The organism is Bacillus cereus group sp. MYBK139-1, from assembly GCF_051916915.1.
In the GTDB taxonomy this organism is placed as follows: Bacteria; Bacillota; Bacilli; order Bacillales; family Bacillaceae_G; genus Bacillus_A; species Bacillus_A pacificus.
The window spans coordinates 774,626-801,269 of sequence record NZ_JBQAHO010000002.1; the positions used below are offsets into that span (position 1 = coordinate 774,626).

The following is a 26,644-nucleotide window of genomic DNA, read 5'->3' on the forward strand; positions in this document are numbered from 1 at the left end:
ACATGTATCCCTCACTCATTAAAGTTTTTAGAGAACAGTTTTTTATAAAATGTTTGTGAGGAATTCTGTAGAACAAGATATATGAAGTGAGTGAAGACTAGTGATGAACATACTACATTTTTTATTAGAGAATACGGTTTTCCAAAATGTATTACAAGATCTTCAGTTAAATGTCCTTTATATAGAAAATGGATGCACACATCAACAAACGATAGAAAATATTCATCCAAAATGTATGTTTATAGCAAATAGTTTTGAAGAAGGAGAAGTATTATTTCAGAGGACTAAACCACATATTGTAATTATGTATGTAACAGATTTTTCTCAAATAAAATATATAAAGAATATGTATAATCCACAGAGTACATTTATTGTCATTTGGGATCAACAAATAACAAGCGAGTTTGCAGAGGTGCTTACGTTAGGAATACGTAATATTGTGATAGCCCCTGTGACTCCACAAATGGTGTTAGAGGAAGTAAATAAAAGTTTATATCAGCTTTCTTTAGTGCGGCAAGTAAGTTTGCAACAAGAACTACTTCAAACGATGTTTGATTTTCGAAATGATCTATTATTTATAGTAGAAGACGATGAGATTGTTGATTGTAATACAAATTTTTTAGAGTTTTTCGGATATGAAAATTTGTTTGCGTATCGTGAGCAACATTTAGTATTTGCTGAACATCTTATTAGAGAAAATGGATACTATTCAACAACTCATGATATAACATGGTTAGATGATACATTATCATATGATAGAAGAATTAAGATGTCCAACTATGAAGGGGAAGTGTCAACTTTTTTATTGCGTGCGACACCATTGCCAGAAGATTTATCAAGATTTATTGTGAAGTGTACAGAGATTACCGAATTAGATGAAATCTATCAAGAACAAGAAAGACTTGCTATGATAGATTCGTTAACAGAGATTTATAATCGTTTGAAATTCCAACAAATACTCGAGGCAGAATGGGATAATGCGATGCGTAATAATGAAAACATAGCACTTATTTTATTTGATATAGATAATTTTAAAGCAGTAAATGACACATATGGCCATGATTTTGGTGACTTAGCATTAATTGAGCTTGCAGAGCTCATGAAATCTAAAGTGGAGCAGCAACATGTATTTGCTAGGTGGGGAGGAGAAGAGTTTATTATTTTAGTAACAAATACGGTAGAAAAAGAAGCATTTCAAGTTGCGGAATCATTACGATTTTTCATTGAAACAAAGCAATTCTCAGGAATTTCGAAATTAACAGCGAGCTTTGGAGTTGCATTATATGAAAAAGGGATTACAAGAGAAGAATTAATGCAACGAGCGGATATTGCATTATATGAAGCGAAAAAAAATGGGAAAAATCAAGTGTGTGTATATAGAAAAGAAAAAAAGTGATTTTTCGCAACAAATTGTTGCGATTTTTTTTTATTACTTGATAATAGAGTGTAGGGGGGATTTTGAACGAAGGAATTATGGAGGAACAATATGATGAAAAAAATAATGATGATAGTTTTAATATGTGCTGTAGTTTGTGGAGGAGTATACTATTTTCTCTATAATCCTAATATAAAGGAAAGTAAAGAATTAACAACTAAGGTGAATCCTGCTGTTGAATCAGAAGTACAAGAGAATATAGAAGAAGAAAAAAAAGAAAAGCAAATTGATTATGCTAGCATATCTCAAAAATTAGATCAATATTTAGTCGGAAAGCAATTCAATGGAACAGTTTTGGTAACAGATAAAGAGCATGTTATATTGAATAAAGGATATGGGTATGCTGATGTTCAAAATAAAATAGAAAATACGCCTCACACAAAATATCGTATCGGTTCTATTACGAAAACAGTTGTGGCTACATCTATTTTACAACTGCAGGATCAAGGGAAGCTAAATATTCAAGATAATGTAAATAAATATATTCCTTCATTTCCGGAGAATAAAAATATTACGTTATATCATTTATTAACGCATACCTCTGGTTTACCTGAACACGCAAAAGGCAATGTTAATGCTGCCTCCCGTTTACAGTTAATGAATTGGATTGGACGTCAAAATTTAGAATTTCCTGCAGGAACAGGTTGGAGATATACAGATTATAATTATATGGTGCTTGCCTATATAATAGAACATATATCGAAAAAACCTTTAGGAGATTATATAAAAGAAAATATATTTGCAAAAGCAGATATGCATGAATCTGGTATGGGAAATATGGTACCTGGAGATAAAAATTTCACAAAGGGTTATGTGAAAAAAAATCAAGAGCTTGTACCAGCGCAGAAGGTAGGCATGGATTGGCTATATGGTTGTGGTGAGATGTATACGACAGTTGGAGATATGAAGAAATTAGACGAAGCAATTATAAATGGGAAACTTCTTTCTGAACAAAGTATACAAGCGATGTTTTCACCTTCAACAGAACGAAAATATGCATTTAGTTTTTACATATATCCGGATTATTTTCATAACCATGGTGTACTATCTGGGTGGAATACTTTCAATAATTTTAATAAAGAAAAAGGGACTTTTGTTATTTTATTTTCAAACGTGAAAAATAGTATGGATGATGACTTTAATAAAGATTTCCGAAAGATGGTAAGTGATTTATTAGAACAAAGGGGATGAGAAAATGAAACATAAAAATGTATCAATTGGTTTCATTGGTATTGGTGTAATGGGAAAAAGTATGGTGCGTCATTTAATGCAAGACGGTCATACAGTATATGTATATAATAGAACAAAATCGAAAACAGACTCTTTAGTGCAAGATGGTGCAAATTGGTGTGATACACCGAAAGAGTTAGTAAAGCAAGTTGATGTTGTAATGACTATGGTTGGGTATCCACATGATGTAGAAGAAGTGTACTTTGGGATAGATGGAATTTTGGAGAATGCAAATGAAGGCACAATCGCAATTGATTTCACGACATCTACACCAACATTGGCAAAACGTATTAATGAAACTGGTAAAAGTAAGAATGTATACACGTTAGATGCACCTGTATCTGGAGGAGACGTTGGTGCGAAAGAAGCAAGACTCGCAATTATGGTCGGTGGAGAGAAAGAAATATATGATAGATGTTTACCGTTATTTGAAAAACTAGGAACAAATATTCAGTTGCAAGGGCCTGCTGGAAGTGGACAACATACAAAAATGTGCAATCAAATTGCGATTGCTTCCAACATGATTGGAGTATGTGAAGCTGTTGCTTATGCGAAAAAGGCTGGATTAGATCCTGATAAAGTATTGGAGAGTATTTCAACGGGAGCAGCAGGTAGCTGGTCATTAAGTAATTTAGCTCCTCGAATGTTAAAGGGAGATTTTGAACCAGGTTTTTATGTAAAGCATTTTATGAAAGATATGAAGATCGCGTTAGATGAGGCTGAAAGATTACAATTACCAGTACCAGGTTTAAGTTTGGCGAAGGAATTGTATGAAGAGCTAATAAAAGATGGGGAAGAAAATAGCGGAACACAAGTGTTATACAAAAAATACGTAAGGGGGTAAATGAGATGGATCTTCAAAAATTTGATGAGATGATTGATACTGTACAAAGAGCAACATGTATACAAATTAATGAAAAACAAAAAGAAGCTTTTAAACAAAAATATGATTTTGAACCGAATTTCGAATATGGAAGAGATGAGAAAGGGCATTACGTTATTCGAACTTCAAAAAAGATGCTAGAAGAAATGGAATTTTATTTGGCATTGAAATATGATCGAGATGGAGTTGACCTTTACATGGAAGCGGAGATTGATGGTATATATCATGTATCTGTTAGCTATAGTGAAGACGCTTTGCATCTACAAGAATTGTTTCAATTTCTAGAAGAAAATAAATAAAAGTCCTCATTTGAGGACTTTTATTTTTAATTTTGTAATTATAAGCTAGAAGCCCGGCGGCATCGTTCGATTGGGAATGGAATCACTTGCGCGATGTGATTAGGACCAAATTGTTTTGTACGAGCATGGCGTACTATATAAAATGCACAGAGAATTGAAACAGGAATAGCACCGAATAAACCAAAAAGTAAAGCGCTTACACAAGATGCAACAAAACCTAAAACACCAACTTCTAACTCTTCCATAATGGCTCCTAAAATAACAGGAAGTGCTCCACACATAACTCCTAGTATAAGTGCGATAAGTAAACTCATGATTATCCCCCTCTGTTTGCGATTTTCTTTTCCTTCTTAGTTAATTGTAGTATATCATATACAAAACAGAATTTTCAGAAAAAATTCAAAAAAAGTTCAATAAATGTTCAAAAAATATTAATAAATATACTTGAAAAATTGAAGGGAGAGATTGTACTGAACGGAAGGAAGAATACGGTTAGAACAATAAAAAATCAGGCTTATTTCATTTTTTGAAATAAGCCTGCTCCATAGGAGGATGTATATATGTAGAGTGAATAAAAGGTTGGAAAAGGGGGTCCAAGGCCTTTTATTCAACTAACTACCTTAATAGATTGGAACCCAGCCTTCAGTTGTAACAAAAATACGAATAGCTACAACTTGACGATCATCTTGCAAAGTAAAATAATGTCTTGCATTTTCAGGAACAGATATGAGATCGCCTGGCTCAAGTTCAACGTCAAAGAATGTCCCATCTTTTCCTTCAATGGCAAAGATGCCATGACCACTAACAATAAAGCGAACTTCATCATCAGTATGATGGTGTTCTTTTTGGAAATTAATTAATAGTTCGTCAAGGTTAGGTGTGCTATTTGAAAGTGAAATTACATCATGTGCTTTATAACCTCGGCGTGATGAAACATCCGCAATTTCTTTTGAAAACACAGCTAATATTTCAGCCTTGTTTTCATCTGTTAAAGAATAATTTTCATTTAAATGAGGAGGAAGTTTAGAAATATTCCATTTCTCATATAAAACACCTTCCTCTTGTAGAAATTTACATACTTCCACTTCATTTTCAATGCGAGTATTTACTTCATGAATACGAATTTGCGCCATTAGAAACGCCTCCTTGAATTGATAATAGTTTTATATGAAATTGGAATAAAAACTCATAAGCTTCTAATCTTTTCTTTGCATCAAAGCTATCTCGGCCCCATACGGTAATACCATGGTTCCGGATCAATACTGCTCCCGAATCTCCTTGTATATGTTTTCGGAAGTTTTCTCCAAGCGTTGGGATATGGGCATGGTTTTCGATAATAGGAATGTTTATTGTTGCACCTTCTTCCCAAATATCGAGAGCTTTAATAATTTCTTGATTTTGAAGTGTGACTGCATCGCTATATAAATTTGTGATGACATTATTATCGGTTGTATGAACATGAAGGACGCACCCGGCATTCGTATTGTTATAAATATGTGTGTGCAAAATTGTTTCTGCTGAAGGACGTAATTCAGTCTCTAATACGGGTACCCCTAGATGATCTACTAATAGAAAATCATCTGGAGTCGTTTTTGTTTTATCTTTACCACTTGCTGTAATGAGAAAAGTGAGTGGTTCATGACTAACCTTTATAGAAATATTACCACTCGTTGCTGGAAACCAATTTCGTATCGTTAATTCTTTTTTTATCTCGCTTAAGTCATACCATTGACGAAAAAGTTGTTTCATAATTTCACCTCCAACAAATGTTTTAATTCAGCTTGAACATCGTGAAACGATTCAAATGGTGTATAAGAAATATGATTTTCTTCACACTTTGTAATAAGGAAATCACGAGCGAACACTTTATCCGCTTGTTTCGCAGCTTGTAAATCAGTAATTGAATCTCCAATTACAATATGGAAGTCATTCGTATTACTTAATTTACGGATGAGTGATGATTTACATAATCCGCAATGATTTTGACAATGATGATCACAAGGGTGAGGCCAATTCACTGTAATGTATTTATTTGAAAAATCTGTTTTATTACAGTAGATTTGCTCTTTTGGAATGAGTCCTTGTAAGAGTGGATAGACGAAGAAATCCATTCCACCTGATATAACATAAAAGGAAATATTATTTTCATTTACAAATTGTATAAATTCATGAAAACCATTACGGATTTCAGCAGTCTCTATTAAAAATTGAATAATCTCATCGTGCAGATTAGTAGGTATGAATTGAAATAATTGAGAAACACCTTCTTGAATAGATAGCTCTTGTGATAAAATTCTATTCTTTACTTCTTCAGCTTCTGGTGGTGCAAATTTTTCCATAATGGACATAATGTTATCATTATTTGTAATCGTGCCATCGAAATCACAAAATACTTGAATACTCATAATTTCACCTCATGAGAGGGATTTCCCCATATTTGTAGTGCGCTATGCAAATTTATGTCATCTACTTCATGGAGTGGTTTATTTTGCAAAGTAGCATCAATTGCAGCACGGAAAGCTTTACCGCCGCCCTGCGCCCCATTTGGATGTCCATGTATTCCGCCACCAGCATTAATAACAACATCTTTACCGAAATCTCGTACAATAAAGGGAACGAAACCAGGGTGAATACCAGCAGACGGAACAGAAAAGCTCTTCTTGAAAAATGCATCGTCTTCAGTTAAATATTTTGAGATAGCAAGAGCTTCCTCTTTTTCTAGCGCAACACTTCCGTATGGAGATGGGAATAATGAAAAGTCAGCCCCAGCATAACGGAGTAGCTTTCCGAGTAATAATGGAGATGAAACTCCATATAACTTAGATGCAGAATAAGCACCACTTACAGCAGGGTGTGCCATAATAGGAACAGGGATTTCATCATCTTCTGCAAGTGATTGTAGTACATCTAGTCCGTAAGAGAATACGTTAAATAATAGAATATCAGCTCCAGCTTGCACTGCACGTTTCGCATTTTCTTTTAAATCAAAAGTTCGTCCTGTTAAATTTACGGCATATAACGTTTTATGTCCGTATGTTTCATATACGGATTGTAAAACTTCTTTTCCAGATACGATGCGTTTCGTAAGTGGTGTTAATGCATTTTCGAATAATATTTCATCATCTTTTACGATATCTACACCACCAATTGCTTGATCGCGTAATTGCGTTTTTAAATACCCGATATTTCGTCCAATCATTCCTTTAAAAATACTCATTAAAAGGGGACGATCATGTACTTGTAAAAGATTTCGAATACCATCTATCCCGAATTTTGGACCAGGAAACTGTTTTTTTAATTCGTCTGAAAAAGTTAAGTCAATTAATTTTACTTCGCCATCAAGTGATAGCTTTCCGAATGTAGTCGTTAAAATTGCTGGTAAATCTGGACTGAAATTTAATAACGGATATTCGATTTTAATAATTCCGCGTTTCACTTTTTTACGTAAATACGAATTGGTATGTTCATGTTCAGCTAATTCCTCAACATGAATGACGTTGCCTTTATGCTGCTTTAATTGTTCTTGCAATAAATGCGGCAAATGAGTCCAAGAGCCAATTGTTAAACCGAGTGCAATTTGCTCAGCTTTTTTTTCTAAGTTATGTGAATCATCATGGATTAAATATGTCGCTATAATTCCGCTCATTGTTATAACCTCCTAGTTAAATAAAAAAACCTCTCAGCTAAGGAGAGGTTTTTTTACAACCAGCTCCTTATCTGTCAGCGTAATGCTGCGAGAATTAGCACCGTGTCTACAATTGTAGATCGGTTGCCGGGTTTCGTCGGGCTCGTCCCTCCACCTGCTCTTGATAAGAAGTATTTAGAAATGTTTAAATTTTTAAGATAACTGAATTTTGTCAGATATTTTTCATGTTGTCAATTACTTTTTGAAAAAATTTAATTTATCAATTCGATTAATGGCTTCTCTTAATCTATCTTCTGTATGTAAGAGACCAACACGGACATACCCTTCGCCATGCTCACCAAATCCAACACCCGGAGCAACTGCGACATGTGCTTTTTCTAGTAAAATATTAGAAAATTGCTCAGAAGTATATCCTTTTGGAACAGGAAGCCATGCAAAGAATGATCCTGTTGGAATGTTTACATTCCAACCAATTGAGTGACAAGCTGAAATAAGAGCGTTTCGTCGAGATTCGTAACTATTTACAAGGTCTATTACGCAAGACTGTGAACTTAATAGTGCTTCGCGGGCGGCATCTTGAACTGCACCGAAGATGCTAACATACATATGATCTTGTAATAGGTTGATTGTTTCAATCACACTTTCATTCCCTACAGCAAAAGCGATGCGCCAGCCAGCCATATTAAAAGTTTTCGATAATGTGTAAATTTCGATTCCTGTATCTTTGGCACCGTCTGCTTGTAAGAAACTAACTGGCTTTTGACCGTCGAATCCTATAGCACCATAAGCAAAATCATGAACAACTAATATATTGTGTTTATTGGCAAAATGAATCGTTTCATCAAAAAAATCTTTTGATGCAGTAGCACCTGTAGGATTATTTGGATAGTTTAAAAACATTAATTTTGCACGCTCGGCAATAGAAACATCAATTTTCGCATAATCTGGTAAAAAGTTATTTTCTGCAATAAGTGGCATTGTTTCAAATTTTGCTTTTGCTAAAGCGACACCTGATAAATAATCTGGATAACCTGGATCGGGAACGAGAATCGTATCACCAGGGTTTGTAAAGCAAACTGGTAATTCTACTAATCCAGCCTTTCCACCAAACAGAATAGCAACTTCAGTTTTCGAATTTAATTCTACGCCGTATTCACGTTGATAGAATGTTGCTACAGCTTCTTTTAAGCTTTCGTGTCCGCGAAATGGCGGATATTTATGATGAATGGTCTTTTCAGCAGCATCTTGCAAAGCTTTTACGATATGCTGCGGTGTTGGTTGATCTGGATTACCTTGACCTAGATTAATAACATCGTGACCAGCTGCAACGACTTTGTTAACTTTTGCAACAAGTGAAGCGAAAAATTGTGTTGGCAATGATGTTACTATCTCAGAAGGTTGAAATGATTTCATACTTTCCACCTCTTTTGAAAGTTGTTACAATTCTAGTGACAAATGATATAATCTTTCCAGTATTTTGTAAAGAAAAAAATGAGAATGGGGCTGAAAAAATGAAAGTTGCATGTATTCAGATGGATATTGTCTTTGGAGATGTAGAAAAAAATATTGAGAATGCTAAAAATAAAATAAGCGAAGCGATGAAGGAAAGACCAGATGTTATCGTCTTACCAGAACTATGGACAACAGGTTATGATTTAACGAGACTCTCTGAAATTGCAGATAGGGATGGATTGGAAACGAAAGAAAAGTTGATAGAATGGTCGAAACAATATGGTGTACATATTGTTGGTGGTTCTATAGCAAAGCAAACGGAGCAAGGTGTTACAAATACAATGTATGTTGTAACGAATAAAGGAGAACTAGTCAATGAATATAGTAAAGTGCATTTATTTCAGCTTATGGATGAACATAAATATTTAATCGCTGGAAATCGTACTGGTGAATTTAAGTTAGATGATGTAGAGTGCGCTGGCACAATTTGCTATGATATTCGTTTTCCGGAGTGGATGCGCGTTCATACTGCTAAAGGTGCAAAAGTTTTATTTGTTGTAGCTGAATGGCCATTAGTTCGTTTAGCACATTGGCGTTTGCTATTACAAGCAAGAGCAGTTGAAAACCAGTGTTATGTTGTAGCATGTAATAGGGCAGGGCAGGATCCAAATAATGAGTTTGCCGGCCATTCTTTAATTGTCGATCCTTGGGGCGAAGTTGTTGTAGAAGCAAATGAAGAAGAATCAATTCTATTTGGAGAGCTTACATTTGAGAAAATTAAAGAAGTCCGCAAAGGAATTCCAGTTTTTGCGGATCGACGTCCAGAATTATACAAATAAAATGTTGACAAGTGATTTTTATTCTTGGTATAGTCTTCAACATAAAGTTAAAAATTCTAAAAAATTATACAACTCTTATCAAGAGCAGGTGGAGGGATTTGGCCCGATGAAGCCCAGCAACCGACCGTAATACCATTGTGAAATGGGGCGTTTATTTACGCCAAAAGGCACGGTGCTAATTCCAGCAGAAAGTAAAACTTTCTGGCAGATAAGAGGGGAGAAGATAAACTTCAAACCTCTTTCTTAGTGGAAAGAGGTTTTTCTACGTCAGAAAAACCTCTGAATATAAAAAAGGGGGAGAAGACGATGGGATATTATGCATTAACTGAAACAACAGCTATACAATATGCGAAAGAACACGGTTATTTTGAAAAGAAAGCAAATGTAGTTTGTCATGAAATTGGAGATGGAAATTTAAATTACGTGTTCAAATTAGATGATGGAGAGAAATCTATTATAATAAAACAGGCACTGCCATATGCGAAAGTAGTTGGTGAAAGCTGGCCGTTATCTATAAAAAGAGCGACAATTGAAAGCAAGGCACTGAAAATTTTTGCGAAGTATGTACCGGATTATGTTCCGGTAGTGCACAGTCATGATGAAGAGTTAGCAGTAACAGTAATAGAAGACTTATCAAGACTAATAATTACAAGAAAGGGATTAATAGATGGAGAAGAATATCCACTTTTATCCCAACATATCGGTCGTTTTCTAGCAAATGTTTTATTTTATACTTCAGATTTTGGTTTACAGTCAGAAGAGAAAAGGGTACTAGAAGGTACGTTTGTAAACCCAGATCTCTGCAAAATTACAGAAGATTTAGTGTTTACAGATCCGTTTGACCATTACGATACGAATGATTATGAGCCGGAGTTACAATTGGCTGTTGATGAACTTTGGAGTGATAAAACTCTAAAATTAAAAGTGGCTCAATGTAAATATAAGTTTTTAACGAAAAAAGAAGCGCTTATTCATGGTGATTTACATACAGGTAGTATTTTTTCATCACCTTCTGAAACGAAAGTGATTGATCCAGAATTTGCAACGTACGGTCCAATTGGGTTTGACATCGGTCAATTTATTGCAAATCTATTATTAAATGCTTTATCTAGAGAAGAAGAACAGAGAAGTATATTATTTTTCCATATAGAGAAGACATGGAGTTATTTTGTAGAAACTTTTACGAAGTTATGGATTGGAGAAGGTGTAGAGGCATATACGAAAGAGAAACAATGGTTGCCAATTATTTTGCAAAATATTTTTACGGATGCCGTTGGATTTGCTGGGTGTGAGCTTATCCGTAGAACAATTGGCCTAGCGCATGTAGCTGATTTAGAAGAAATAACAAATAAAGAAACGAGAATTCAAACTAAGAAACAAGCGTTATCCTTAGGTAAAGAACTAATAAAATATGAATCTAAAAACGCTGATATTCAACTGTTCCGAGTATTATTCCAACAGACAGTTTCTGGAGGGGTAAAAGCATGAGTACAATTGTTACGATTCCGAGGTCTGTCAGTTGGAAAGGGGATGCTATTGCAGTATTAAATCAAACAAAGTTGCCGCATAGCACAGAATACAAAACATTAACGACGATTGAAGAGGTATGGAAAAGTATTGTCATGCTAGAAGTACGAGGAGCACCGGCAATTGGAATTGTAGCTGCATTTGGCTTGGCGCTTGCAGCAAAAAAATATACTACTTTACATATTGAAGAATTTCAAAAGAAGTTTAATAGAGATTGTAATTATTTAGGAACGTCACGCCCGACAGCAGTCAATTTATTTTGGGCAATCGATCGTATGAGAGAATCCATTCAAGAAATTATTTCAATAAAAGAAGCGCAAAAAATATTAGAAGAAGAAGCGCTTCGTATTCAGCAAGAAGATGAAGCGGTATGCCGAAGTATTGGAGAACATGCATTATCATGCTTTAAAGACGGTGATAACATTTTAACAATTTGTAACGCTGGCAGTATTGCAACTGCTAAATATGGTACTGCACTAGCACCGTTTTATATTGGGAAAGAAAAAGGTGTACATTTACATGCATATGCATGTGAAACGAGACCAGTTTTACAAGGCGGACGCTTAACGACCTGGGAATTAAAACAGGCACATATTGATGTAACACTTATTACAGATAATACAGCAGCTCATGCTATTCAAACGAAAGAAATCAACGCAATTATTGTAGGAGCGGACCGGATTGTCGCAAATGGAGATACAGCAAATAAAATCGGAACAATGAATTTAGCTATATTAGCAAAGTACTTCGGTATCCCATTCTACGTTGCAGCTCCGTTATCGACATTTGATATTACGAAACAAACAGGAGCTGAAATTGTTATTGAAGAAAGAGATGAAACAGAAGTTACGAAAATTTTTGGGAAACAAGTAACGCCAGTTGGAACTACTGTTTATAATCCTGCATTTGACGTAACACCGAATGAATTAATTACAGGTATTATTACTGAGGAAGGTATTATACGTGGAGATTATAAGCGAGAAATTGCATCATTGTTTGAAAAAACAAGCTAATACATAATAGCTTGTTTTTTTATGCCTAAATATGTTCTTTTCTCTTATTTATATAATGAAAGGAGGGAAAAAGAATGGAAGAGTGGATCAAGATGATAGGTAATGTAGGGTTTCCGATTGTTGTAACATTATATTTACTCCATCGAATTGAAAGCAAATTAGATGGGGTAATTGTTGCAATCGAGAAACTCCCTAAACAATTACTAAAGTAGGAAGATCCCCGGGATAAAAAATAAAGTTTGCTCTTCGTGAGCAAACTTTATTTTTTATTGAGCAGTATAACCACCATCGATAACGACAGCTTGCCCGGTTATACCTTTCGCTTTTTCGCTCGCTAAAAACATTGCATAATCAGCGATTTCTTGTACTTGTAATAAGCGTTTTTGCGGTACAAGTGGATAAATGACTTCCTCCAAAACATTTTCAAGTGGTACATTTCGTGTAGTAGCTAAGTCTTGTAGTTGATTACGTACAAGAGGGGTATCGACATAACCAGGACAAAGTGCATTTACAGTAATACCATGCGTAGCGCCTTCTAAAGCAGCAACTTTTGTTAATCCAATTACGCCATGTTTCGCGCTATTGTAGGCGGATTTCCCTGCAAATCCAACGAGGCCATTAATGGAAGCGACATTAATAATTCGGCCATATTTTTGCTTTTTCATAATGGGGAAGGCATGCTTAATTGCGATAAAAGGAGCGATTTGCATAATTTTAATTAGTAGCTCAAACTTTTTGGTTGGAAAATCTTCAATTGGTGAAACGTGTTGCATGCCTGCGTTATTAAGTAATATGTCTAATGAACCGAAATGATTAACAGTTTGGGAAATGGATGCTTCTATTTCTTCTTCGGATGTAACATCACATTTTAAGCCGATAGCTTGAAAGCCCTCTTTTTGTAGTTGTTCAGCAGCTTCTTTTGCACGTTCTTCAAGACGATCGGTAATAACAACTTTTGCACCTTCTTTTGCAAAAGCGTTTCCCATTTCATAACCAATACCACTTGCAGCACCTGTTAAAAAGACAACTCGATTTGTAACCATGATGAAAAACATCCTTTCGTAATAAAGTTCTCCTATTGCTCTATTTAGAGAGTGGATAATAAAAATCCTGCAAAGATTTGGAAAAATATTGTTAACTATCTTGTTTTGCAAAATAGTCTCTGCTATACTATTTTGTAAAGCAAGATACTTAGGCTTATCTATCTTGTAAAGCAAGATAGTGGGAGGATTTGAATTATGTCGACAAGTCAAATGCTGAAAGGGATTTTAGAAGGATGCTTACTTGCTATTATTTCTGAAGGTGAAATATACGGTTATGAAATGAGTGAGAAGCTAGCAAAGTATGGCTTTACAATGGCAAGTGAAGGAAGTATTTATCCGTTATTAATACGAATGCAAAAGGAAGGGCTAATAACAAGTGTAATGAAGGAATCTCCATCTGGCCCAAAGCGAAAATATTATACATTAACAGAAAAAGGCGAGGAAGCACTAGATGAATTTATGGATCGCTGGGAAGCGATGCAAAGTAGTGTGGAGCGTCTACTTGAAGGGAAGGGGAGAAGAAAATAATGCTATCAAATGAAGCGCGAAAGTTTTTATTAGATATGAGATTGTTTTTGACTGCAAAGGGTATGAAAGAAAGCGATATGGAAAGCTTTATTGAAGACGCAGAACTTCATTTAATAGAAGGTGAGATTGATGGAAAAAGCGTAGAAGAAATTTTCGGAAGCTCACCGAAAGAATACGCAAATGAACTTGTAAAAGTGATGGAAAGAGATAGACAGGAAACGTGGAAGCAAATTGGTTTTACAGTAATGAATATCGTATCGTTTTGGATTATTGCTTCTATCCTAATAGTGAATAACGGATTATTACAGATGTCACTGATTCAGTGCGTGGGGTATAGTTTGTCATTGATTTTAGTTGTTATAGGTCCTAATTTTCTACTTCGCAAAATGACCTTCGTAACAAGTTTTACAAAAACGTGGTTTTCTATGTGGTTTTTAGTTATGATCGCGCCAATGTTTTTAATGGGAGTTGTTACAGTATTAGATGTGATCTATCCTACAAAACTGTTTACATTCACTCAAATGCAAAGTTATATATTAGCTGGTGGGATTTTTATTATTACAGTAGCAATAAATATATATTTTGATGGATGGTTTAAAAACTTATATTTAATCATTCCACTTTCAATTATGTTACTGTTTAAAACATTTACATCAGAAGATCTTGTGCCGATGTTATTTCAAATTATATGTTTATACGGAAGTTTGTTTATTTTAATTTTCCTTGAAATTATGATGAAGACGAATAGAAGAGAAACGGTTTAATAAAGGAGGGATTATTATGAAGATTTCTAAAGAAGGGGAAAAGTTTTTAATTGATACGAAAGTATATTTAATAACAAAAGGAATGAAAGAAGAAGATGTGGATGCCTTTCTAGCAGATGCAGAACTTCATTTAATAGAAGGTGAGAAAAAGGGAAAGACGGTAAGCGATATATTTGGTGATTCGCCAAAAGAGTATGCGGAAGAATTGGCGAAAGAGATGGAGAAGGATAAAAGCGGGAGTATAAAGACTATTTTAGGGATGATAATTGGAATAGGTGGATATTGGCTACTTACAAATATTTTATTTGAAAGTCCGAATCATGAATTTACATTAACGAATGTACAATTGATTGGATACCCAATTGTTTTAATGATTACGATTGTAGGGACTATTTTTGCCTTTAAAATGTCATCATTTAAAAGTAAAATAAAAGAATTTAGTATTATTTATGTAGCAGCTTTGTTACCAATTTTATTACTAGTATTATTATTGTTTATGAATAAATGGTATGGAACACCAGTATTGCAATTAACGACTATGCAAAGTTATATACTAGCTGGAGTTATCTTATTAGTACTGTTAATTGGGGAGGCGTACATACTTGGTTGGATTGGGATATTAGCTGTTATTGTCCCGCTATTAATTATGTTTGTATTTAAAGAATTAGGGAAGCAAAACCTGTATTTGGGAATGTTAGAGCCTTTACTTCTGTACGGAAGTTTATATGGATTAATGAGATGGTCTTTAAAAATTGAAGAGAGAAAAAGTGTAAACTAGTTGAATGCTAATTTTTATTAAGAGGAAAACAAACATGCAAAGTATATTTCTAGGTATATTGTCTATTATATTTTTAGGTTTAACGATTTTGGGGCTATATACTACCTTTTCAAAAAAGGTACACGATAACTATTTCGATACTTTATTAGATGATACATCGGGTTATGTTTGTTCTTCGGCTTAATAGGTAAAGGGCTGCTCTGGATATGCAAAAAATTATTTCCAAAGAAATATTATATAGAGATTTTTAGAGTAATTGTATTTATGTTTAGTTGTATATTTGCATCCGTTGCAGCCGGAATTTGGTTTATTGATTGGAATATATTGTTTTAAACAGTAACAAAGTCGTTACTGTTTTTTTCTTTGCAATAAAGCACTTTGTAAAGAGAGTGCTTTTTGTTCGTTCGTTAATAGGGATTGAATATGGACATTTTCAGGACGAGGTACGATAGGGTACATAAGATTTGTTGGAGAAGGATGGTGCTCGGAGCCAGTTGGGGAATGAGGATCAGCGTGAGTAAGTTTTCCGTGAACACGTCTTGTAAATAAAATATGACCGATTTCGTGAGCGAGCGTATATATATTTTTCATGGGGGCAGCTGAATTTGTTAAAACGATATAGCCAGTAAGTTGCTGTTGTTTCGCTAAAGAGTAAGCACAGGCAATGACTGCTGTTTCTTTGAAATAATCACTGCCAATATAACAAATATAAAGGTCGCATTCAGGAGCTTCATTTACACATGTTTGGAAAAAGGATGCTAATTTTTCCTGACTTTGAATAGAATTTTTATAACTAATTTCGCGGTCAGAAAAACGAAAAAGTTCATTTAAAATAATTACTTCTTTAATTTGAAATGTAATCGGGTGCCAAATTGACTCTGCAACTGCTAAATCTTTTGCTATACGATCATTAGAAATATCGGCGCCTGGCGTAATGCAAATACATATATTGACGTATGGATCCATAAGGAACACCTCAACTGAAAAATTCTTCCTATAATATATGTTGGGAAAAGACTCTATGTATGGATAACCGCCTTGTTTATTACAAGTCGAAAAAATTTCATAGTTCTATAACGTAGTGTGATCATCTTTTTGATATAGTAAAGAAAAGGGGGAGAATATATGTATACATTAAAAATCGTTTCAGACAGAGAAGCTCTTTATCAATTTGCAAGTTATGTAAGAGTTGTACAAGGGGTGGAAGATGTATATGTAGAGGTGGGAGAACCTTTATATGAACATCCATTAATGAAATTTTATGTACATATTAAGCTTGAGGAAACATATGAGCAACAGAAAGCGTTACAAGAAATAGCACGATTAGTAGAATTAGGGCGTTTTACATATGTCCATTATCGTAATGATGAAATTGAAGAAGCTTTTGAAGCTGTAAAATATGAAAGTTTTAAGAAATAAAGTGAAACTTTAATCAGTGGGGGGGCTTCATCTCCCACTGATTATTAGTTGAACGCCCGACCCCCACCTAACTTCTTTGCTTTCGCTGAATTTTGAGGTGGGGGTCTTACTGCCCATTAAAGCGGGATAAAGGTGAAAAAAGGAGGCGAAAGCTTCCTTTTTTTCTTTAAAATTACATCAACAAAAGGAGAAAAATTTTGTTATGATAAGGAAGGGTGAGGAAAGGAGAGTTTACATATTGGGGTATATTGAAGAGTTACGCAAAGTCGTTGGTACAAGGCCGCTTATTCTAGTAGGGTCAGCAATTATTATCTTAAATGATAATCAAGAAGTATTGCTTCAATATCGTTCAGATACATATGATTGGGGTGTACCCGGCGGGGCGATGGAGCTAGGAGAAACGACAGAAGAAACTGCTCGCAGAGAACTGTTTGAAGAGACGGGACTAAATGCGAAAATTATGCAATTTATCGGGGTTCTTTCGGGAAAAGAAGTGTACTTCCAATATCCAAATGGAGATGAAATTTTTAATGTCATACATCTGTATCAGGGGCATCATGTGAGTGGAGAATTAAGGCTTGACCATGAAGGATTACAGCTTCAATATTTTCCGGTAGATAAGTTACCGAATTTGAATAAAACAACAGAGAAGATTTTACAAAAATTCCTATATGCATTAACAGAATAGAAGGTTAATTCCTTCTATTTTTATTATATTAAATATTTTGATTTTTTAGTATGTTTATAGTATGATAGATGTAGACATACATCTTATGGAATTTCACCTAAAAACTGACTAGGGTACATAAGAGAGGGGCAAGTGCAAAATGCATAATGTTGTTATTACAGCTGCAGTTCGTTCGCCAATTGGAACTTTTGGGGGAGCGCTAAAAAATGTAACGCCAGTAGAATTAGCTGTTCCTGTACTTCAGGAAGCTGTAAAACGAGGCGGGGTAGAACCACACGAAGTTGATGAAGTAATTTTAGGTCATTGTATTCAAAGAACTGATGAAGCAAATACGGCGAGAACGGCTGCATTAGCGGCAGGATTTCCTGACACAGTTACGGGCTATACAATCCAACGCCAATGTTCTTCAGGTATGCAAGCAATTATGTCGGCTGCAATGCAAATTCAATTAGGTGTAAGTGAAGTTGTCGTTGCAGGTGGAGTAGAAGCAATGAGTTCAAGCCCTTATGCATTGAAACAACACCGCTGGGGACAACGTCTACAACACGGAGAAATTCGTGATACGGTGTGGGAAGTATTAGAAGATCCGATTCATCATATTATGATGGGGGAAACAGCGGAAAATTTAGTTGAACAATATGAAATTACAAGAGAGGAACAAGATGAAGTTGCGCTTCGCAGTCATACATTGGCGCTAAAGGCAATTGAGTCTGGATACTTTGACGATCAAATTGTTCCTATTACGATAAAAGAACGTAGAAAAGAAGTAGTATTTTCAAAAGATGAACATCCACGTGCTGATATTACAGCAGAAAAATTAGCTGGATTAAAACCAGCTTTCCGTAAAGACGGTTCAGTAACTGCAGGGAATGCATCTGGCCTGAATGACGGAAGCGCGGTTTTAGTATTAATGAGCGAAGAAAAAGCGAAAGAAAAAGGCTTACAGCCGTTAGCTAGAATTGTTGGATATTCAGTAGCTGGAGTAGATCCGAAAATTATGGGTATTGGACCAGCACCAGCAATTCGTAAAGGATTAGAAAAAGTAGATTGGTCATTAGAAGATGCAGATTTACTGGAAATTAATGAAGCTTTCGCTGCGCAATACTTAGCTGTAGAGAAAGAATTAGGTTTAGATCGTGAAAAAGTGAATGTAAACGGTAGTGGTGTAGGACTTGGACATCCAATTGGTTGTACAGGAGCTCGTATTACTGTAAGTTTAATTCATGAATTAAAGAGACGCGGATTAGAAAAAGGAATTGCCTCTCTATGCGTCGGCGGCGGTATTGGGGTAGCATTATTTATAGAAGCACTATAAAAAGAAGCAGCAATCGCTGCTTCTTTTTTTTAAGAATCAAATAAATGATGAAATAATCGATCACGATTTTCAAAGAAAAGCTTCGTCGTTTGGTAATGCTCGGTGTCTTCTAAGGCGGATTCGTGAATTCCTTCTTGTGTTAAAGAGTATATAGTGGATTCAGGATAAGCCATTAAAATAGGAGAATGCGTCGCAATAACAAATTGTGAACCTTGTTCCGCTAGTTCGTGCATTCGAATGAGCATAGAAAGTTGTCTCATTGGTGATAGGGCGGCCTCGGGCTCATCTAAAATGTATAAACCTTGTCCTGAAAAACGATTCATAAATAAGGAGAAGAATGACTCACCATGTGATTGTTCGTGTAGTGAGGTACCACCATACGAGTCAATAATTGGATTTCCACGTGCGTATGAATCGGCATCCATTTCATCAATATAAGAAGCAACGTTATAAAACGATTCAGCACGAAGAAAGAAACCGTCGTTTGGTGTATTGAAACTTTTGGAAATTCGAAGATATTCATGTAAAGATGAATGGGAATCGTTTGTGCTAAAGCGGAAATTTTTCGTTCCACCTTCTGCGTTAAATCCTAAAGCAATTGCAATCGCTTCGAGTAATGTTGACTTACCCGTTCCGTTTTCTCCAATAATGAATGTTACATTTGGATGGAAAGCTAGTGATTGTAATGTTCGGATAGCGGGTAAGCAGTAAGGGTATGCGGAGAAACTAGGGATATTTTCTTTTTTTAATGTGACATTTTTTAAAAAAGGTACGTCAATCAATATATAAACCTCAATTCATAACGGATTTTGATTCTAAAAAGGCAGCAAATACAAGGGTAAGACAACTTGCAAATAGTATTGTATATTGAAGTGCGCCAAAGCCAAGCCCTTCCCAGCCGAAAGTCATCCTCTTCCATATAAAAATGAAAAGAACGCTCATAAAGCCAACGAAAGCGGGCGTGTATTTTATAATTTTTAAATGATTCCATAGAAAAAATCCAATGTATGTACTTAAAAACAAGGTAAAGAGAACAAGAAAAAAGACAAGTGTTAATGACACATGAATCCCTCCTTATTTTCTGAATATTTCATGTGGATTATATCATTTAAACTATCATATTCCAATGTGAAAATAAATATTGCATGGAGATTATTCATGTCGTTATGATAGTATGTAATCTATTGTAATTCTGAAAAGGAGCTAAAACATGCCGTTTACATTTGCACATCCAGCAGCAGTTCTTCCTTTTGTGAAAAAGCATTCTAAACATATTTCAGTAACGGCTCTTATATTAGGGAGTATGGCGCCTGATTTTGAATATTTTTTACACTTTAGACCGTATGGTATTATTGGCCATACATGGCTTGGGTTCTTATATTTAAATTTACCACTTGTATTTCTGCTCGCATATATGTATCACTACATTTTAAAAAAGCCGTTTATAACACATTTACCTAAACCATTTGCTGGCTATTATACATATACAGTAGACAAGAGGTGGGGGCTTCATACATGGGAGGAGCTTTTTGTATTTTGCTATTCAGCAGTATTCGGTATGTTAACGCATATTGTTTGGGATGCATTCACTCATAAGACAGGCTATTTTGTTATGAAAATACCATTATTGCAAAGAGAATTACATAGTATTCCAGTGTATAAATATATGCAACACGGGAGTACATGTGTCGGTTTATTATTGCTATTGTACGTACTATGGAAGTATAAAGATGAAACAGGAAAAGATATGATGATAGCTTCAGAAAAAAGAAAGTATTGGATTTCGGCAATCATTGTGGCAGTTCTTATATTTGTCGTTCACGCTTTCGTAGATCCCTATTTTCATATTTTCCAAATAGGGGGTATAATAGTATCTGGACTGACAAGTTCGTTTTGTGGACTTCTCATTGTTTCTATAGTTTACAAAGCAAAGGACTAATTAATATTAATGAATGATAGTGTTAGGAGAAATTATATGATGAAAGCATGGAAAAGTATTTTTGTTTTATGTAGTTTTCTTCTTATGTTAAGTGGTTGCTTCCATCAAGAAGAAAAGAAAGCTGAACCGAAGAAGAAAGAATCTATTCCTGAAACAAAAGAATATGGTGGGCGTGAGCTGAAAAAAGTAGGACAAAAAGTGAAAGAAACAGGATGGGGTACTTTTAAATTAGAACAAATTCATTCTGTGAATCAAACATTTGAAGTAGCACCAATGAAAATTCACGTACAAGATGTGAAAGTAATCTCTTTATCGCAGATGAGTAAAGATGCAAAAAATACATTAAAAGTATATACGGCATTAACTCCTGAAGAAGTAAAGCGTAGATTAGGAGATAAAGTCAGTCAAGAAGATGCGGAGTTATATGCATCGCTAAGTGGTACAGAGATTAGTGATACGATTCGTTACGTTGAAATTACATATAAGGTGGAAAATAGCGGGAATAAAAATATACAATTTTTCTCTATGAATGATGTTGCGATTAATGATAAACAACATTTTAAAGTAGCAACGCAAAACTTTTTATATGATGAAGATACGCTCGTTGGTACAAAAAATGTATCAAGGGAAGACTATAAGCCTGGTGAAACAAGAGATGGTATTATCGGCCTAATACTTGATGATGGAAAAGAAAAGGTAAAGGATATTAAATTTACAACAGATAATGTAATCGTAGCAGATACAGAAACGCAAGATGTTGTAAAAGAGCCACAAACTTTTAACATCTCACTTTCTGAGTAAGTTGTTTTTAAATATATGCAAGAAAAAACAGTCAGCGCTCAAACTATTATGCTGACTGTTTTTTCTGTTCCTCTATGTATGAATCTACACTTTGAAAAGGCACCTTAATTTTAAACGCATCTTTTTGTTCATTAAATTGCTTTTCATTATAGGGGCCAAAACGTTTATTATGCTTTACGTCAATAATCCAATAATGCTCGCTTTTTTTATTTGCAATTGCTGCGTCAGGATTATTCGGATCTGACTTTTCCTCAGTTTGTTTTGCAATAATGTATTTATCATCCCAGGCTATGTCTGTAATTTTTGCAGGAATGTATTGTGTGGCATATACAGCATCTTGCGTGGGGAAAAGTTCAAATGCATTTCCAGAAGTACGTATGAGCTCGTATTCATCGTTAATCGTATATGTTATATGATTTGTATTTCCAGCACAACCGGCTAATAGGAATGCGACGAATAGGATTATCCATTTTTTCAATATGGGAACCTCCTTTACAATGCTGTTGTAACACATTGTACAAGAAAAGTAAGAGAAACGCTAGTTTACAATGTTTTTTAGAAGTGGTACGATGAGACGGGTAAAGAAGGATATGAAGGAGTCGACATAAAAATGAAGTTAAAGATGCATCGTCCAGCGCTTGTAATGAATCGCATAGGTGCCTCCCTAATTGACATGTTTTTAATCTCGGTTATGTATGGTGCAGTAGTAGCTGTTATGACTGGAAATTATAGTGCTATTTTTAATCGCTTTAATATTAGTTTTGGCGATTATAGATATGATCTTGCAGTAGTTTTTATATTAATGGCGATATATTTTATTTTGCTACCCTTTATTTGGAACGGTGTAACACTTGGTAAAAAGGTAACGAGAATAAAATTAATTTCATTGAAGAGTGAAAAGTTAACATTACAAACATTAACGATTCGATTTTTTGTATTGTTATTACCGAACATATTACTGCTTGGAATTCCGATATTATGTAACGTATATATGATGTTATTCCGCAAAGATAATTGTGGTTTTCAGGATTTAATTACAAAAACGAAAGTGATAAGTCTTGTATAACAAAAAGAGACCTTTTTATATAAAAAGGTCTCTTTTTGTTATACAAATATATTTTAATGGATATATAATAGGGAAAAAGTTAATCTATATCATTTTTGAATTAAATAGATTGAAAATTAAGAAAATGTTATAATGATTAAAATAATATGTTTATATAATAAGGGGGAAATTGAAATGACTGGAGGTAGCGTAATCTTTTGGGGGATTTTAATTTTCATCGGTTTAGTTTTCGATCAGCGTAATAGTAAGAAAAAAGAAGGAGTAAAAAAGTAATCGCTTACAAATGAATAAGCAACTTTTCTTGCTTGCAGACTAATCTCATAAAGGAGTATACTGAATGACGGTAAGACTTATAGAAGGGGTAATGAAAATGAAGCTTGCAGGAAAAGTTGCTATCGTAAATGGCGGTGGCATCGGTATTGGACGTAATACAGCTCTTTTGTTGGCTAAACAAGGCGCAAAAGTAATTGTGACGGACATCGATCAAGAAAGTGGACAAGCAACAGTGGAGGAAATTACGAATCTAGGCGGAGAAGCACTTTTTGTATCCTATGATATGGAAAAACAAGGAGATTGGCAACGCGTAATCAGCATTACTTTGAATGCATTCAGTCGCATTGATATGCTTTTTCAAAATGCTGGTTTATATAAAATAGATTCTATATTTTCACGCCAACAAGAGAACGATTCCAATGTACTTTGTATTAATGACGTATGGATAGAGATAAAACAATTAACGTCATCTTTTATGAAACAGCAAGAAGAAGTGGTGCTAAGTGACTTACCGATTTTCGGTATTATTAGCACGAAAGGACAATCATTTCATACAGTAGAAGCCCTCGTATAATAGTGAAAACCGCCCTCAATATATGTGGACGGTTTTTTTGTATGAAAATTATTTTTTAACGAATGCGTTGTTCGGTTTGACTATCAAAGAAATGCGCTTTATTCATATCAAATGCTAGTTTAATTTGGTCACCAGGTGAAAATGTATGTCTTGCATCAACACGTGCTGCAAAATCTTGATTTCCAAGTTTCGTATATAAAATAGATTCAGCACCTAATAACTCAGCAACTTCAATTTTTGTTGTGAAGGCAGTAGATTGTGAAGCTTCTAAAAATAATAGTTCATCATGAATGTCCTCAGGACGAATACCTAAAACAATGTCTTTATTTACATAGCCTTGTTCACGTAATATCTTCATTTTTCCTTCAGTTACTTTAATTTTTGCAGCATTGTCTATAACGAAATCGGTTTCAGTTAATTTACCACGGAAGAAATTCATCGCTGGAGAGCCGATAAATCCACCAACAAAAATGTTTTCAGGTGTTTCGTATACTTCTTTTGGAGTACCGATTTGTTGAATTTTTCCGTCTTTCATAACAACAAGACGAGAAGCCATTGTCATCGCTTCAGTTTGATCATGCGTTACATAAATTGTTGTCGTTCCAAGGCGGTGGTGTAACTTAGAAATTTCTGAGCGCATTGCAACACGTAATTTAGCGTCTAAGTTAGATAATGGCTCATCCATTAAGAACACTTTCGCGTCTCGAACGATTGCTCTCCCTAACGCAACACGTTGACGTTGTCCACCAGATAATGCTTTCGGTTTTCTATCTAAATATTGTTCCAGTCCTAAAATTTTTGCTGCATCTTTCACACGACGATCAATTTCATCTTTTGGTATTTTTCTAAGTTTTAATCCAAATGCCATATTATCATATACACTCATATGTGGATATAGAGCATAGTTTTGGAAGACCATTGCGATATCGCGATCTTTTGGAGGGACATCATTCATTAGCTTACCATCAATTGAAAACTCTCCTTTTGAAATGTCTTCAAGTCCAGCCACCATTCGTAATGTTGTAGATTTTCCGCATCCAGAAGGACCGACAAATACGATAAATTCTTTATCTTGAATGTGTAAATTGAAGTCTGTTACAGCTGTTACGTTATTATCATATATTTTATAAATGTTTTCTAATTTCAGTTCTGCCATGGTATTTCCCCCTAGAAATAATTATGCAAACGTTTTCTTTTAGTTCATTATAAACGAATAGATTCAAAAAATAAACAAAAAAATAAAACGTTTTCATAAATTGGAAGGATATTAGTAAATTTCGTATGTTTTCTTAGAAAAATAAGAATAAAAGTTGTAAGCGCTATTTTAAATTAAGATAGAATCTGTTATCATTCATTAATGAAAACGTTTGCGCCTTAAAAAGAGAAAATCGAATTATGAATGAAATGGGGTAGCATAATGGAAAAACAGTGGTGGAAAGAAAGTGTAGTATATCAAATTTATCCTCGTAGCTTTATGGATAGCAACGGTGATGGTATCGGGGATCTTCGCGGTATTATTTCAAAGTTAGATTACTTAAAAGAATTAGGGATTGATGTAATTTGGTTATCACCAGTCTATGAATCTCCAAATGATGATAATGGTTATGATATAAGTGATTATTGTAAAATTATGAATGAGTTCGGAACAATGGAAGATTGGGATGAGCTATTACATGAAATGCATGAACGTAATATGAAACTTATGATGGACTTAGTTGTTAATCATACTTCTGATGAACATAATTGGTTTATTGAATCACGTAAATCAAAAGATAATAAATATAGAGATTACTATATATGGCGCCCTGGAAAAGAAGGAAAAGAGCCGAATAACTGGGGAGCAGCGTTTAGTGGATCAGCATGGCAGTATGATGAAATGACAGATGAATATTATTTACATTTGTTTTCTAAAAAACAGCCAGATTTAAATTGGGATAATGAAAAGGTAAGGCAAGATGTTTATGAAATGATGAAGTTTTGGTTAGAAAAAGGAATTGATGGCTTCCGTATGGATGTTATTAATTTTATTTCTAAAGAAGAGGGATTACCAGCTGTTGAAACAGAAGAAGAGGGGTATGTTTCAGGTCATAAGCATTTTATGAACGGTCCAAACATTCATAAATATTTACATGAAATGAATGAAGAAGCATTGTCTCATTATGATATTATGACGGTTGGTGAAATGCCTGGTGTAACGACAGAAGAAGCGAAATTGTATACCGGGGAAGAACGAAAAGAACTGCAGATGGTATTCCAATTTGAACATATGGATTTAGACTCAGGAGAAGGCGGAAAATGGGATGTAAAACCATGTTCACTCCTTACTTTAAAAGAGAATTTAACGAAGTGGCAAAAAGCATTAGAACATACAGGCTGGAATAGTCTGTATTGGAATAACCATGATCAGCCTCGCGTTGTATCTCGTTTTGGTAATGATGGAATGTATCGCATTGAATCTGCGAAAATGTTAGCGACGGTGCTTCATATGATGAAAGGAACGCCGTATATTTATCAAGGAGAAGAAATTGGAATGACAAACGTCCGATTTGAGTCGATTGATGAATATCGAGATATTGAAACGTTAAATATGTATAAAGAAAAAGTGATAGACCGTGGTGAAGATATAGAAAAAGTAATGGAATCTATTTATATAAAGGGTCGTGATAATGCTAGAACTCCGATGCAGTGGGATGATCAGAATCACGCTGGATTTACAACAGGTGAACCTTGGATTACGGTAAACCCTAATTACAAAGAAATTAATGTGAAACAAGCGATCCAAAATAAAGATTCAATTTTTTATTATTATAAAAAATTAATTGAGTTACGCAAAAATAATGAAATAGTTGTGTATGGATCATATGATTTAATATTGGAGAATAATCCATCTATTTTTGCATACGTAAGAACATATGGGGAAGAAAAACTTCTTGTTATTGCAAACTTTACTGCAGAAGAATGTGTATTTGAATTGCCTGAGGACATTAGTTATAGTGAAGCAGAGTTATTCATACACAATTACGAAGTAGAGAATGGACCGATAGAAAACATACCATTACGTCCGTATGAAGCAATGGTGTTCAAATTGAAATAAGAAAAATCCTTATACCACTTTGGTATAAGGATTTTTTT

32 protein-coding genes, 1 pseudogene and 2 riboswitches are annotated in these 26,644 nt (G+C 34.6%); of the genes and pseudogenes, 21 read left to right on the plus strand and 12 right to left on the minus strand.

The genetic code is table 11. The features are described 5' to 3' along the window. Positions 1–103 precede the first annotated feature (103 nt). The 4 genes from ACTFRS_RS15265 (at position 104) to ACTFRS_RS15280 (ending at position 3,847) form a co-directional block, all read left to right on the plus strand. Positions 104–1,396: a GGDEF domain-containing protein gene (locus ACTFRS_RS15265; protein WP_001023204.1), complete on the plus strand. Its 1,293-nt coding sequence runs from the start codon at positions 104–106 to the stop codon at positions 1,394–1,396. 90 nt (positions 1,397–1,486) lie between these two features. Further along, positions 1,487–2,626 (plus strand): serine hydrolase domain-containing protein, encoded by a 1,140-nt coding sequence (locus ACTFRS_RS15270; RefSeq protein WP_139866822.1) that lies wholly within the window; start codon positions 1,487–1,489, stop codon positions 2,624–2,626. Positions 2,627–2,630: 4 nt separating this feature from the next. Then, on the plus strand, positions 2,631–3,509 hold the full coding sequence (locus tag ACTFRS_RS15275) for an NAD(P)-dependent oxidoreductase (RefSeq protein WP_139866823.1): 879 nt from the start codon (positions 2,631–2,633) through the stop codon (positions 3,507–3,509). 5 nt (positions 3,510–3,514) lie between these two features. Then, positions 3,515–3,847: a DUF3909 family protein gene (locus ACTFRS_RS15280; RefSeq protein ID WP_000365614.1), complete on the plus strand. Its 333-nt coding sequence runs from the start codon at positions 3,515–3,517 to the stop codon at positions 3,845–3,847. Positions 3,848–3,885: 38 nt separating this feature from the next. On the opposite strand, the gene ACTFRS_RS15285 is transcribed toward ACTFRS_RS15280, so the two are convergent. From ACTFRS_RS15285 to ACTFRS_RS15310, 6 genes are all read right to left on the minus strand, one after another. Continuing rightward, entirely contained in the window at positions 3,886–4,161 is a 276-nt protein-coding gene (locus ACTFRS_RS15285) for a hypothetical protein (RefSeq protein ID WP_098921516.1), read from the minus strand. Between the two features lie 306 nt (positions 4,162–4,467). Beyond that, complete coding sequence (locus tag ACTFRS_RS15290; protein WP_139866824.1) at positions 4,468–4,980, minus strand: cupin domain-containing protein; 513 nt, start codon at positions 4,978–4,980, stop codon at positions 4,468–4,470. Then, positions 4,958–5,596 (minus strand): methylthioribulose 1-phosphate dehydratase, encoded by a 639-nt coding sequence (locus ACTFRS_RS15295; RefSeq protein ID WP_098344938.1) that lies wholly within the window; start codon positions 5,594–5,596, stop codon positions 4,958–4,960. The genes ACTFRS_RS15290 and ACTFRS_RS15295 overlap by 23 nt, the downstream gene beginning before the upstream one ends. Further along, the gene (gene mtnX, locus ACTFRS_RS15300) at positions 5,593–6,252 is read right to left on the minus strand and encodes a 2-hydroxy-3-keto-5-methylthiopentenyl-1-phosphate phosphatase (RefSeq protein WP_139866826.1); all 660 of its coding nucleotides are present in this window, start codon (positions 6,250–6,252) and stop codon (positions 5,593–5,595) included. The genes ACTFRS_RS15295 and mtnX overlap by 4 nt, the downstream gene beginning before the upstream one ends. After that, entirely contained in the window at positions 6,249–7,493 is a 1,245-nt protein-coding gene (gene mtnW / locus ACTFRS_RS15305) for a 2,3-diketo-5-methylthiopentyl-1-phosphate enolase (RefSeq protein WP_139866828.1), read from the minus strand. Before mtnW ends, mtnX begins: the two co-directional genes overlap by 4 nt. 64 nt (positions 7,494–7,557) lie before the next feature. Beyond that, positions 7,558–7,663, minus strand: a riboswitch (SAM riboswitch). A 64-nt stretch (positions 7,664–7,727) separates the two neighbouring features. Further along, on the minus strand, positions 7,728–8,906 hold the full coding sequence (locus tag ACTFRS_RS15310; protein ID WP_139866830.1) for a pyridoxal phosphate-dependent aminotransferase: 1,179 nt from the start codon (positions 8,904–8,906) through the stop codon (positions 7,728–7,730). 14 nt (positions 8,907–8,920) lie between these two features. On the opposite strand from ACTFRS_RS15310, the gene ACTFRS_RS15315 reads away from it, so the two are divergent. The 4 genes from ACTFRS_RS15315 (at position 8,921) to ACTFRS_RS15330 (ending at position 12,536) form a co-directional block, all read left to right on the plus strand. Further along, positions 8,921–9,784 carry a carbon-nitrogen family hydrolase gene (locus tag ACTFRS_RS15315; RefSeq protein ID WP_139867107.1) on the plus strand — a complete coding sequence of 288 codons (864 nt, stop codon included), beginning with the start codon at positions 8,921–8,923 and terminating at the stop codon, positions 9,782–9,784. A gap of 72 nt (positions 9,785–9,856) precedes the next feature. Continuing rightward, positions 9,857–9,999: riboswitch (SAM riboswitch) on the plus strand. A gap of 91 nt (positions 10,000–10,090) precedes the next feature. After that, positions 10,091–11,272 carry an S-methyl-5-thioribose kinase gene (mtnK, locus tag ACTFRS_RS15320; RefSeq protein ID WP_139866832.1) on the plus strand — a complete coding sequence of 394 codons (1,182 nt, stop codon included), beginning with the start codon at positions 10,091–10,093 and terminating at the stop codon, positions 11,270–11,272. Then, positions 11,269–12,324 (plus strand): S-methyl-5-thioribose-1-phosphate isomerase, encoded by a 1,056-nt coding sequence (gene mtnA / locus ACTFRS_RS15325; protein WP_139866834.1) that lies wholly within the window; start codon positions 11,269–11,271, stop codon positions 12,322–12,324. Before mtnK ends, mtnA begins: the two co-directional genes overlap by 4 nt. 74 nt (positions 12,325–12,398) lie before the next feature. Beyond that, entirely contained in the window at positions 12,399–12,536 is a 138-nt protein-coding gene (locus tag ACTFRS_RS15330) for a YvrJ family protein (protein WP_000393326.1), read from the plus strand. A 54-nt stretch (positions 12,537–12,590) separates the two neighbouring features. Here ACTFRS_RS15330 and ACTFRS_RS15335 read toward each other — a convergent pair whose 3' ends face one another. Continuing rightward, positions 12,591–13,367 (minus strand): 3-hydroxybutyrate dehydrogenase, encoded by a 777-nt coding sequence (locus ACTFRS_RS15335; protein ID WP_242294200.1) that lies wholly within the window; start codon positions 13,365–13,367, stop codon positions 12,591–12,593. 195 nt (positions 13,368–13,562) lie between these two features. On the opposite strand from ACTFRS_RS15335, the gene ACTFRS_RS15340 reads away from it, so the two are divergent. From ACTFRS_RS15340 to ACTFRS_RS15355, 4 genes and pseudogenes are all read left to right on the plus strand, one after another. Continuing rightward, positions 13,563–13,895, plus strand: coding sequence for a PadR family transcriptional regulator (locus ACTFRS_RS15340; RefSeq protein ID WP_000107977.1), 333 nt, complete (start codon positions 13,563–13,565; stop codon positions 13,893–13,895). Continuing rightward, positions 13,895–14,659 (plus strand): DUF1129 domain-containing protein, encoded by a 765-nt coding sequence (locus ACTFRS_RS15345; RefSeq protein WP_139866838.1) that lies wholly within the window; start codon positions 13,895–13,897, stop codon positions 14,657–14,659. The genes ACTFRS_RS15340 and ACTFRS_RS15345 overlap by 1 nt, the downstream gene beginning before the upstream one ends. Positions 14,660–14,675: 16 nt before the next feature. Then, positions 14,676–15,437 carry a DUF1129 domain-containing protein gene (locus ACTFRS_RS15350; protein ID WP_139866840.1) on the plus strand — a complete coding sequence of 254 codons (762 nt, stop codon included), beginning with the start codon at positions 14,676–14,678 and terminating at the stop codon, positions 15,435–15,437. A gap of 34 nt (positions 15,438–15,471) precedes the next feature. After that, positions 15,472–15,770, plus strand: a pseudogene (locus tag ACTFRS_RS15355) (DNA-binding protein). A gap of 15 nt (positions 15,771–15,785) precedes the next feature. Here the strand turns inward: ACTFRS_RS15355 and ACTFRS_RS15360 are convergent. Further along, positions 15,786–16,403, minus strand: a complete 618-nt coding sequence (locus ACTFRS_RS15360) for an ImmA/IrrE family metallo-endopeptidase (RefSeq protein ID WP_000371624.1) — start codon at positions 16,401–16,403, stop codon at positions 15,786–15,788. Positions 16,404–16,562: 159 nt separating this feature from the next. Here ACTFRS_RS15360 and ACTFRS_RS15365 point away from each other — a divergent pair, with 159 nt between their 5' ends. The 3 genes from ACTFRS_RS15365 (at position 16,563) to ACTFRS_RS15375 (ending at position 18,859) form a co-directional block, all read left to right on the plus strand. Then, a complete protein-coding gene (locus tag ACTFRS_RS15365; RefSeq protein ID WP_000288328.1) occupies positions 16,563–16,856 on the plus strand; it encodes a DUF3928 family protein in 294 nt (97 codons plus the stop codon). Between the two features lie 238 nt (positions 16,857–17,094). Beyond that, positions 17,095–17,544, plus strand: coding sequence for an NUDIX hydrolase (locus ACTFRS_RS15370; protein ID WP_000540524.1), 450 nt, complete (start codon positions 17,095–17,097; stop codon positions 17,542–17,544). Between the two features lie 139 nt (positions 17,545–17,683). After that, positions 17,684–18,859 carry an acetyl-CoA C-acetyltransferase gene (locus ACTFRS_RS15375; protein WP_000552083.1) on the plus strand — a complete coding sequence of 392 codons (1,176 nt, stop codon included), beginning with the start codon at positions 17,684–17,686 and terminating at the stop codon, positions 18,857–18,859. 29 nt (positions 18,860–18,888) lie between these two features. Here ACTFRS_RS15375 and ACTFRS_RS15380 read toward each other — a convergent pair whose 3' ends face one another. Continuing rightward, on the minus strand, positions 18,889–19,641 hold the full coding sequence (locus tag ACTFRS_RS15380; protein ID WP_440024730.1) for an AAA family ATPase: 753 nt from the start codon (positions 19,639–19,641) through the stop codon (positions 18,889–18,891). Between the two features lie 10 nt (positions 19,642–19,651). Then, positions 19,652–19,921 carry a hypothetical protein gene (locus ACTFRS_RS15385; protein ID WP_139867109.1) on the minus strand — a complete coding sequence of 90 codons (270 nt, stop codon included), beginning with the start codon at positions 19,919–19,921 and terminating at the stop codon, positions 19,652–19,654. A 148-nt stretch (positions 19,922–20,069) separates the two neighbouring features. On the opposite strand from ACTFRS_RS15385, the gene ACTFRS_RS15390 reads away from it, so the two are divergent. Together ACTFRS_RS15390 and ACTFRS_RS15395 are read left to right on the plus strand one after the other, a co-directional pair. Beyond that, positions 20,070–20,798 (plus strand): DUF4184 family protein, encoded by a 729-nt coding sequence (locus ACTFRS_RS15390; RefSeq protein WP_139866843.1) that lies wholly within the window; start codon positions 20,070–20,072, stop codon positions 20,796–20,798. Between the two features lie 36 nt (positions 20,799–20,834). Beyond that, entirely contained in the window at positions 20,835–21,599 is a 765-nt protein-coding gene (locus ACTFRS_RS15395; RefSeq protein WP_440024728.1) for a hypothetical protein, read from the plus strand. A 46-nt stretch (positions 21,600–21,645) separates the two neighbouring features. On the opposite strand, the gene ACTFRS_RS15400 is transcribed toward ACTFRS_RS15395, so the two are convergent. Next, complete coding sequence (locus ACTFRS_RS15400) at positions 21,646–22,077, minus strand: DUF3997 domain-containing protein (RefSeq protein WP_139866845.1); 432 nt, start codon at positions 22,075–22,077, stop codon at positions 21,646–21,648. A 132-nt stretch (positions 22,078–22,209) separates the two neighbouring features. Between ACTFRS_RS15400 and ACTFRS_RS15405 the strand changes: the two genes are divergently transcribed. The 3 genes from ACTFRS_RS15405 to ACTFRS_RS15415 all read left to right on the plus strand — a co-directional run bounded on the left by ACTFRS_RS15405 (position 22,210) and on the right by ACTFRS_RS15415 (position 23,512). Then, the gene (locus ACTFRS_RS15405) at positions 22,210–22,665 is read left to right on the plus strand and encodes an RDD family protein (protein WP_000769088.1); all 456 of its coding nucleotides are present in this window, start codon (positions 22,210–22,212) and stop codon (positions 22,663–22,665) included. Between the two features lie 174 nt (positions 22,666–22,839). Beyond that, positions 22,840–22,938, plus strand: coding sequence for a hypothetical protein (locus ACTFRS_RS15410; RefSeq protein WP_000145657.1), 99 nt, complete (start codon positions 22,840–22,842; stop codon positions 22,936–22,938). 64 nt (positions 22,939–23,002) lie between these two features. Next, positions 23,003–23,512, plus strand: coding sequence for an SDR family NAD(P)-dependent oxidoreductase (locus tag ACTFRS_RS15415; protein ID WP_139866847.1), 510 nt, complete (start codon positions 23,003–23,005; stop codon positions 23,510–23,512). 55 nt (positions 23,513–23,567) lie between these two features. On the opposite strand, the gene ACTFRS_RS15420 is transcribed toward ACTFRS_RS15415, so the two are convergent. Beyond that, the gene (locus tag ACTFRS_RS15420) at positions 23,568–24,668 is read right to left on the minus strand and encodes an ABC transporter ATP-binding protein (protein WP_440024726.1); all 1,101 of its coding nucleotides are present in this window, start codon (positions 24,666–24,668) and stop codon (positions 23,568–23,570) included. A 261-nt stretch (positions 24,669–24,929) separates the two neighbouring features. Here ACTFRS_RS15420 and malL point away from each other — a divergent pair, with 261 nt between their 5' ends. After that, positions 24,930–26,606, plus strand: a complete 1,677-nt coding sequence (gene malL, locus ACTFRS_RS15425; protein ID WP_440024724.1) for an oligo-1,6-glucosidase — start codon at positions 24,930–24,932, stop codon at positions 26,604–26,606. Positions 26,607–26,644: the final 38 nt, after the last annotated feature.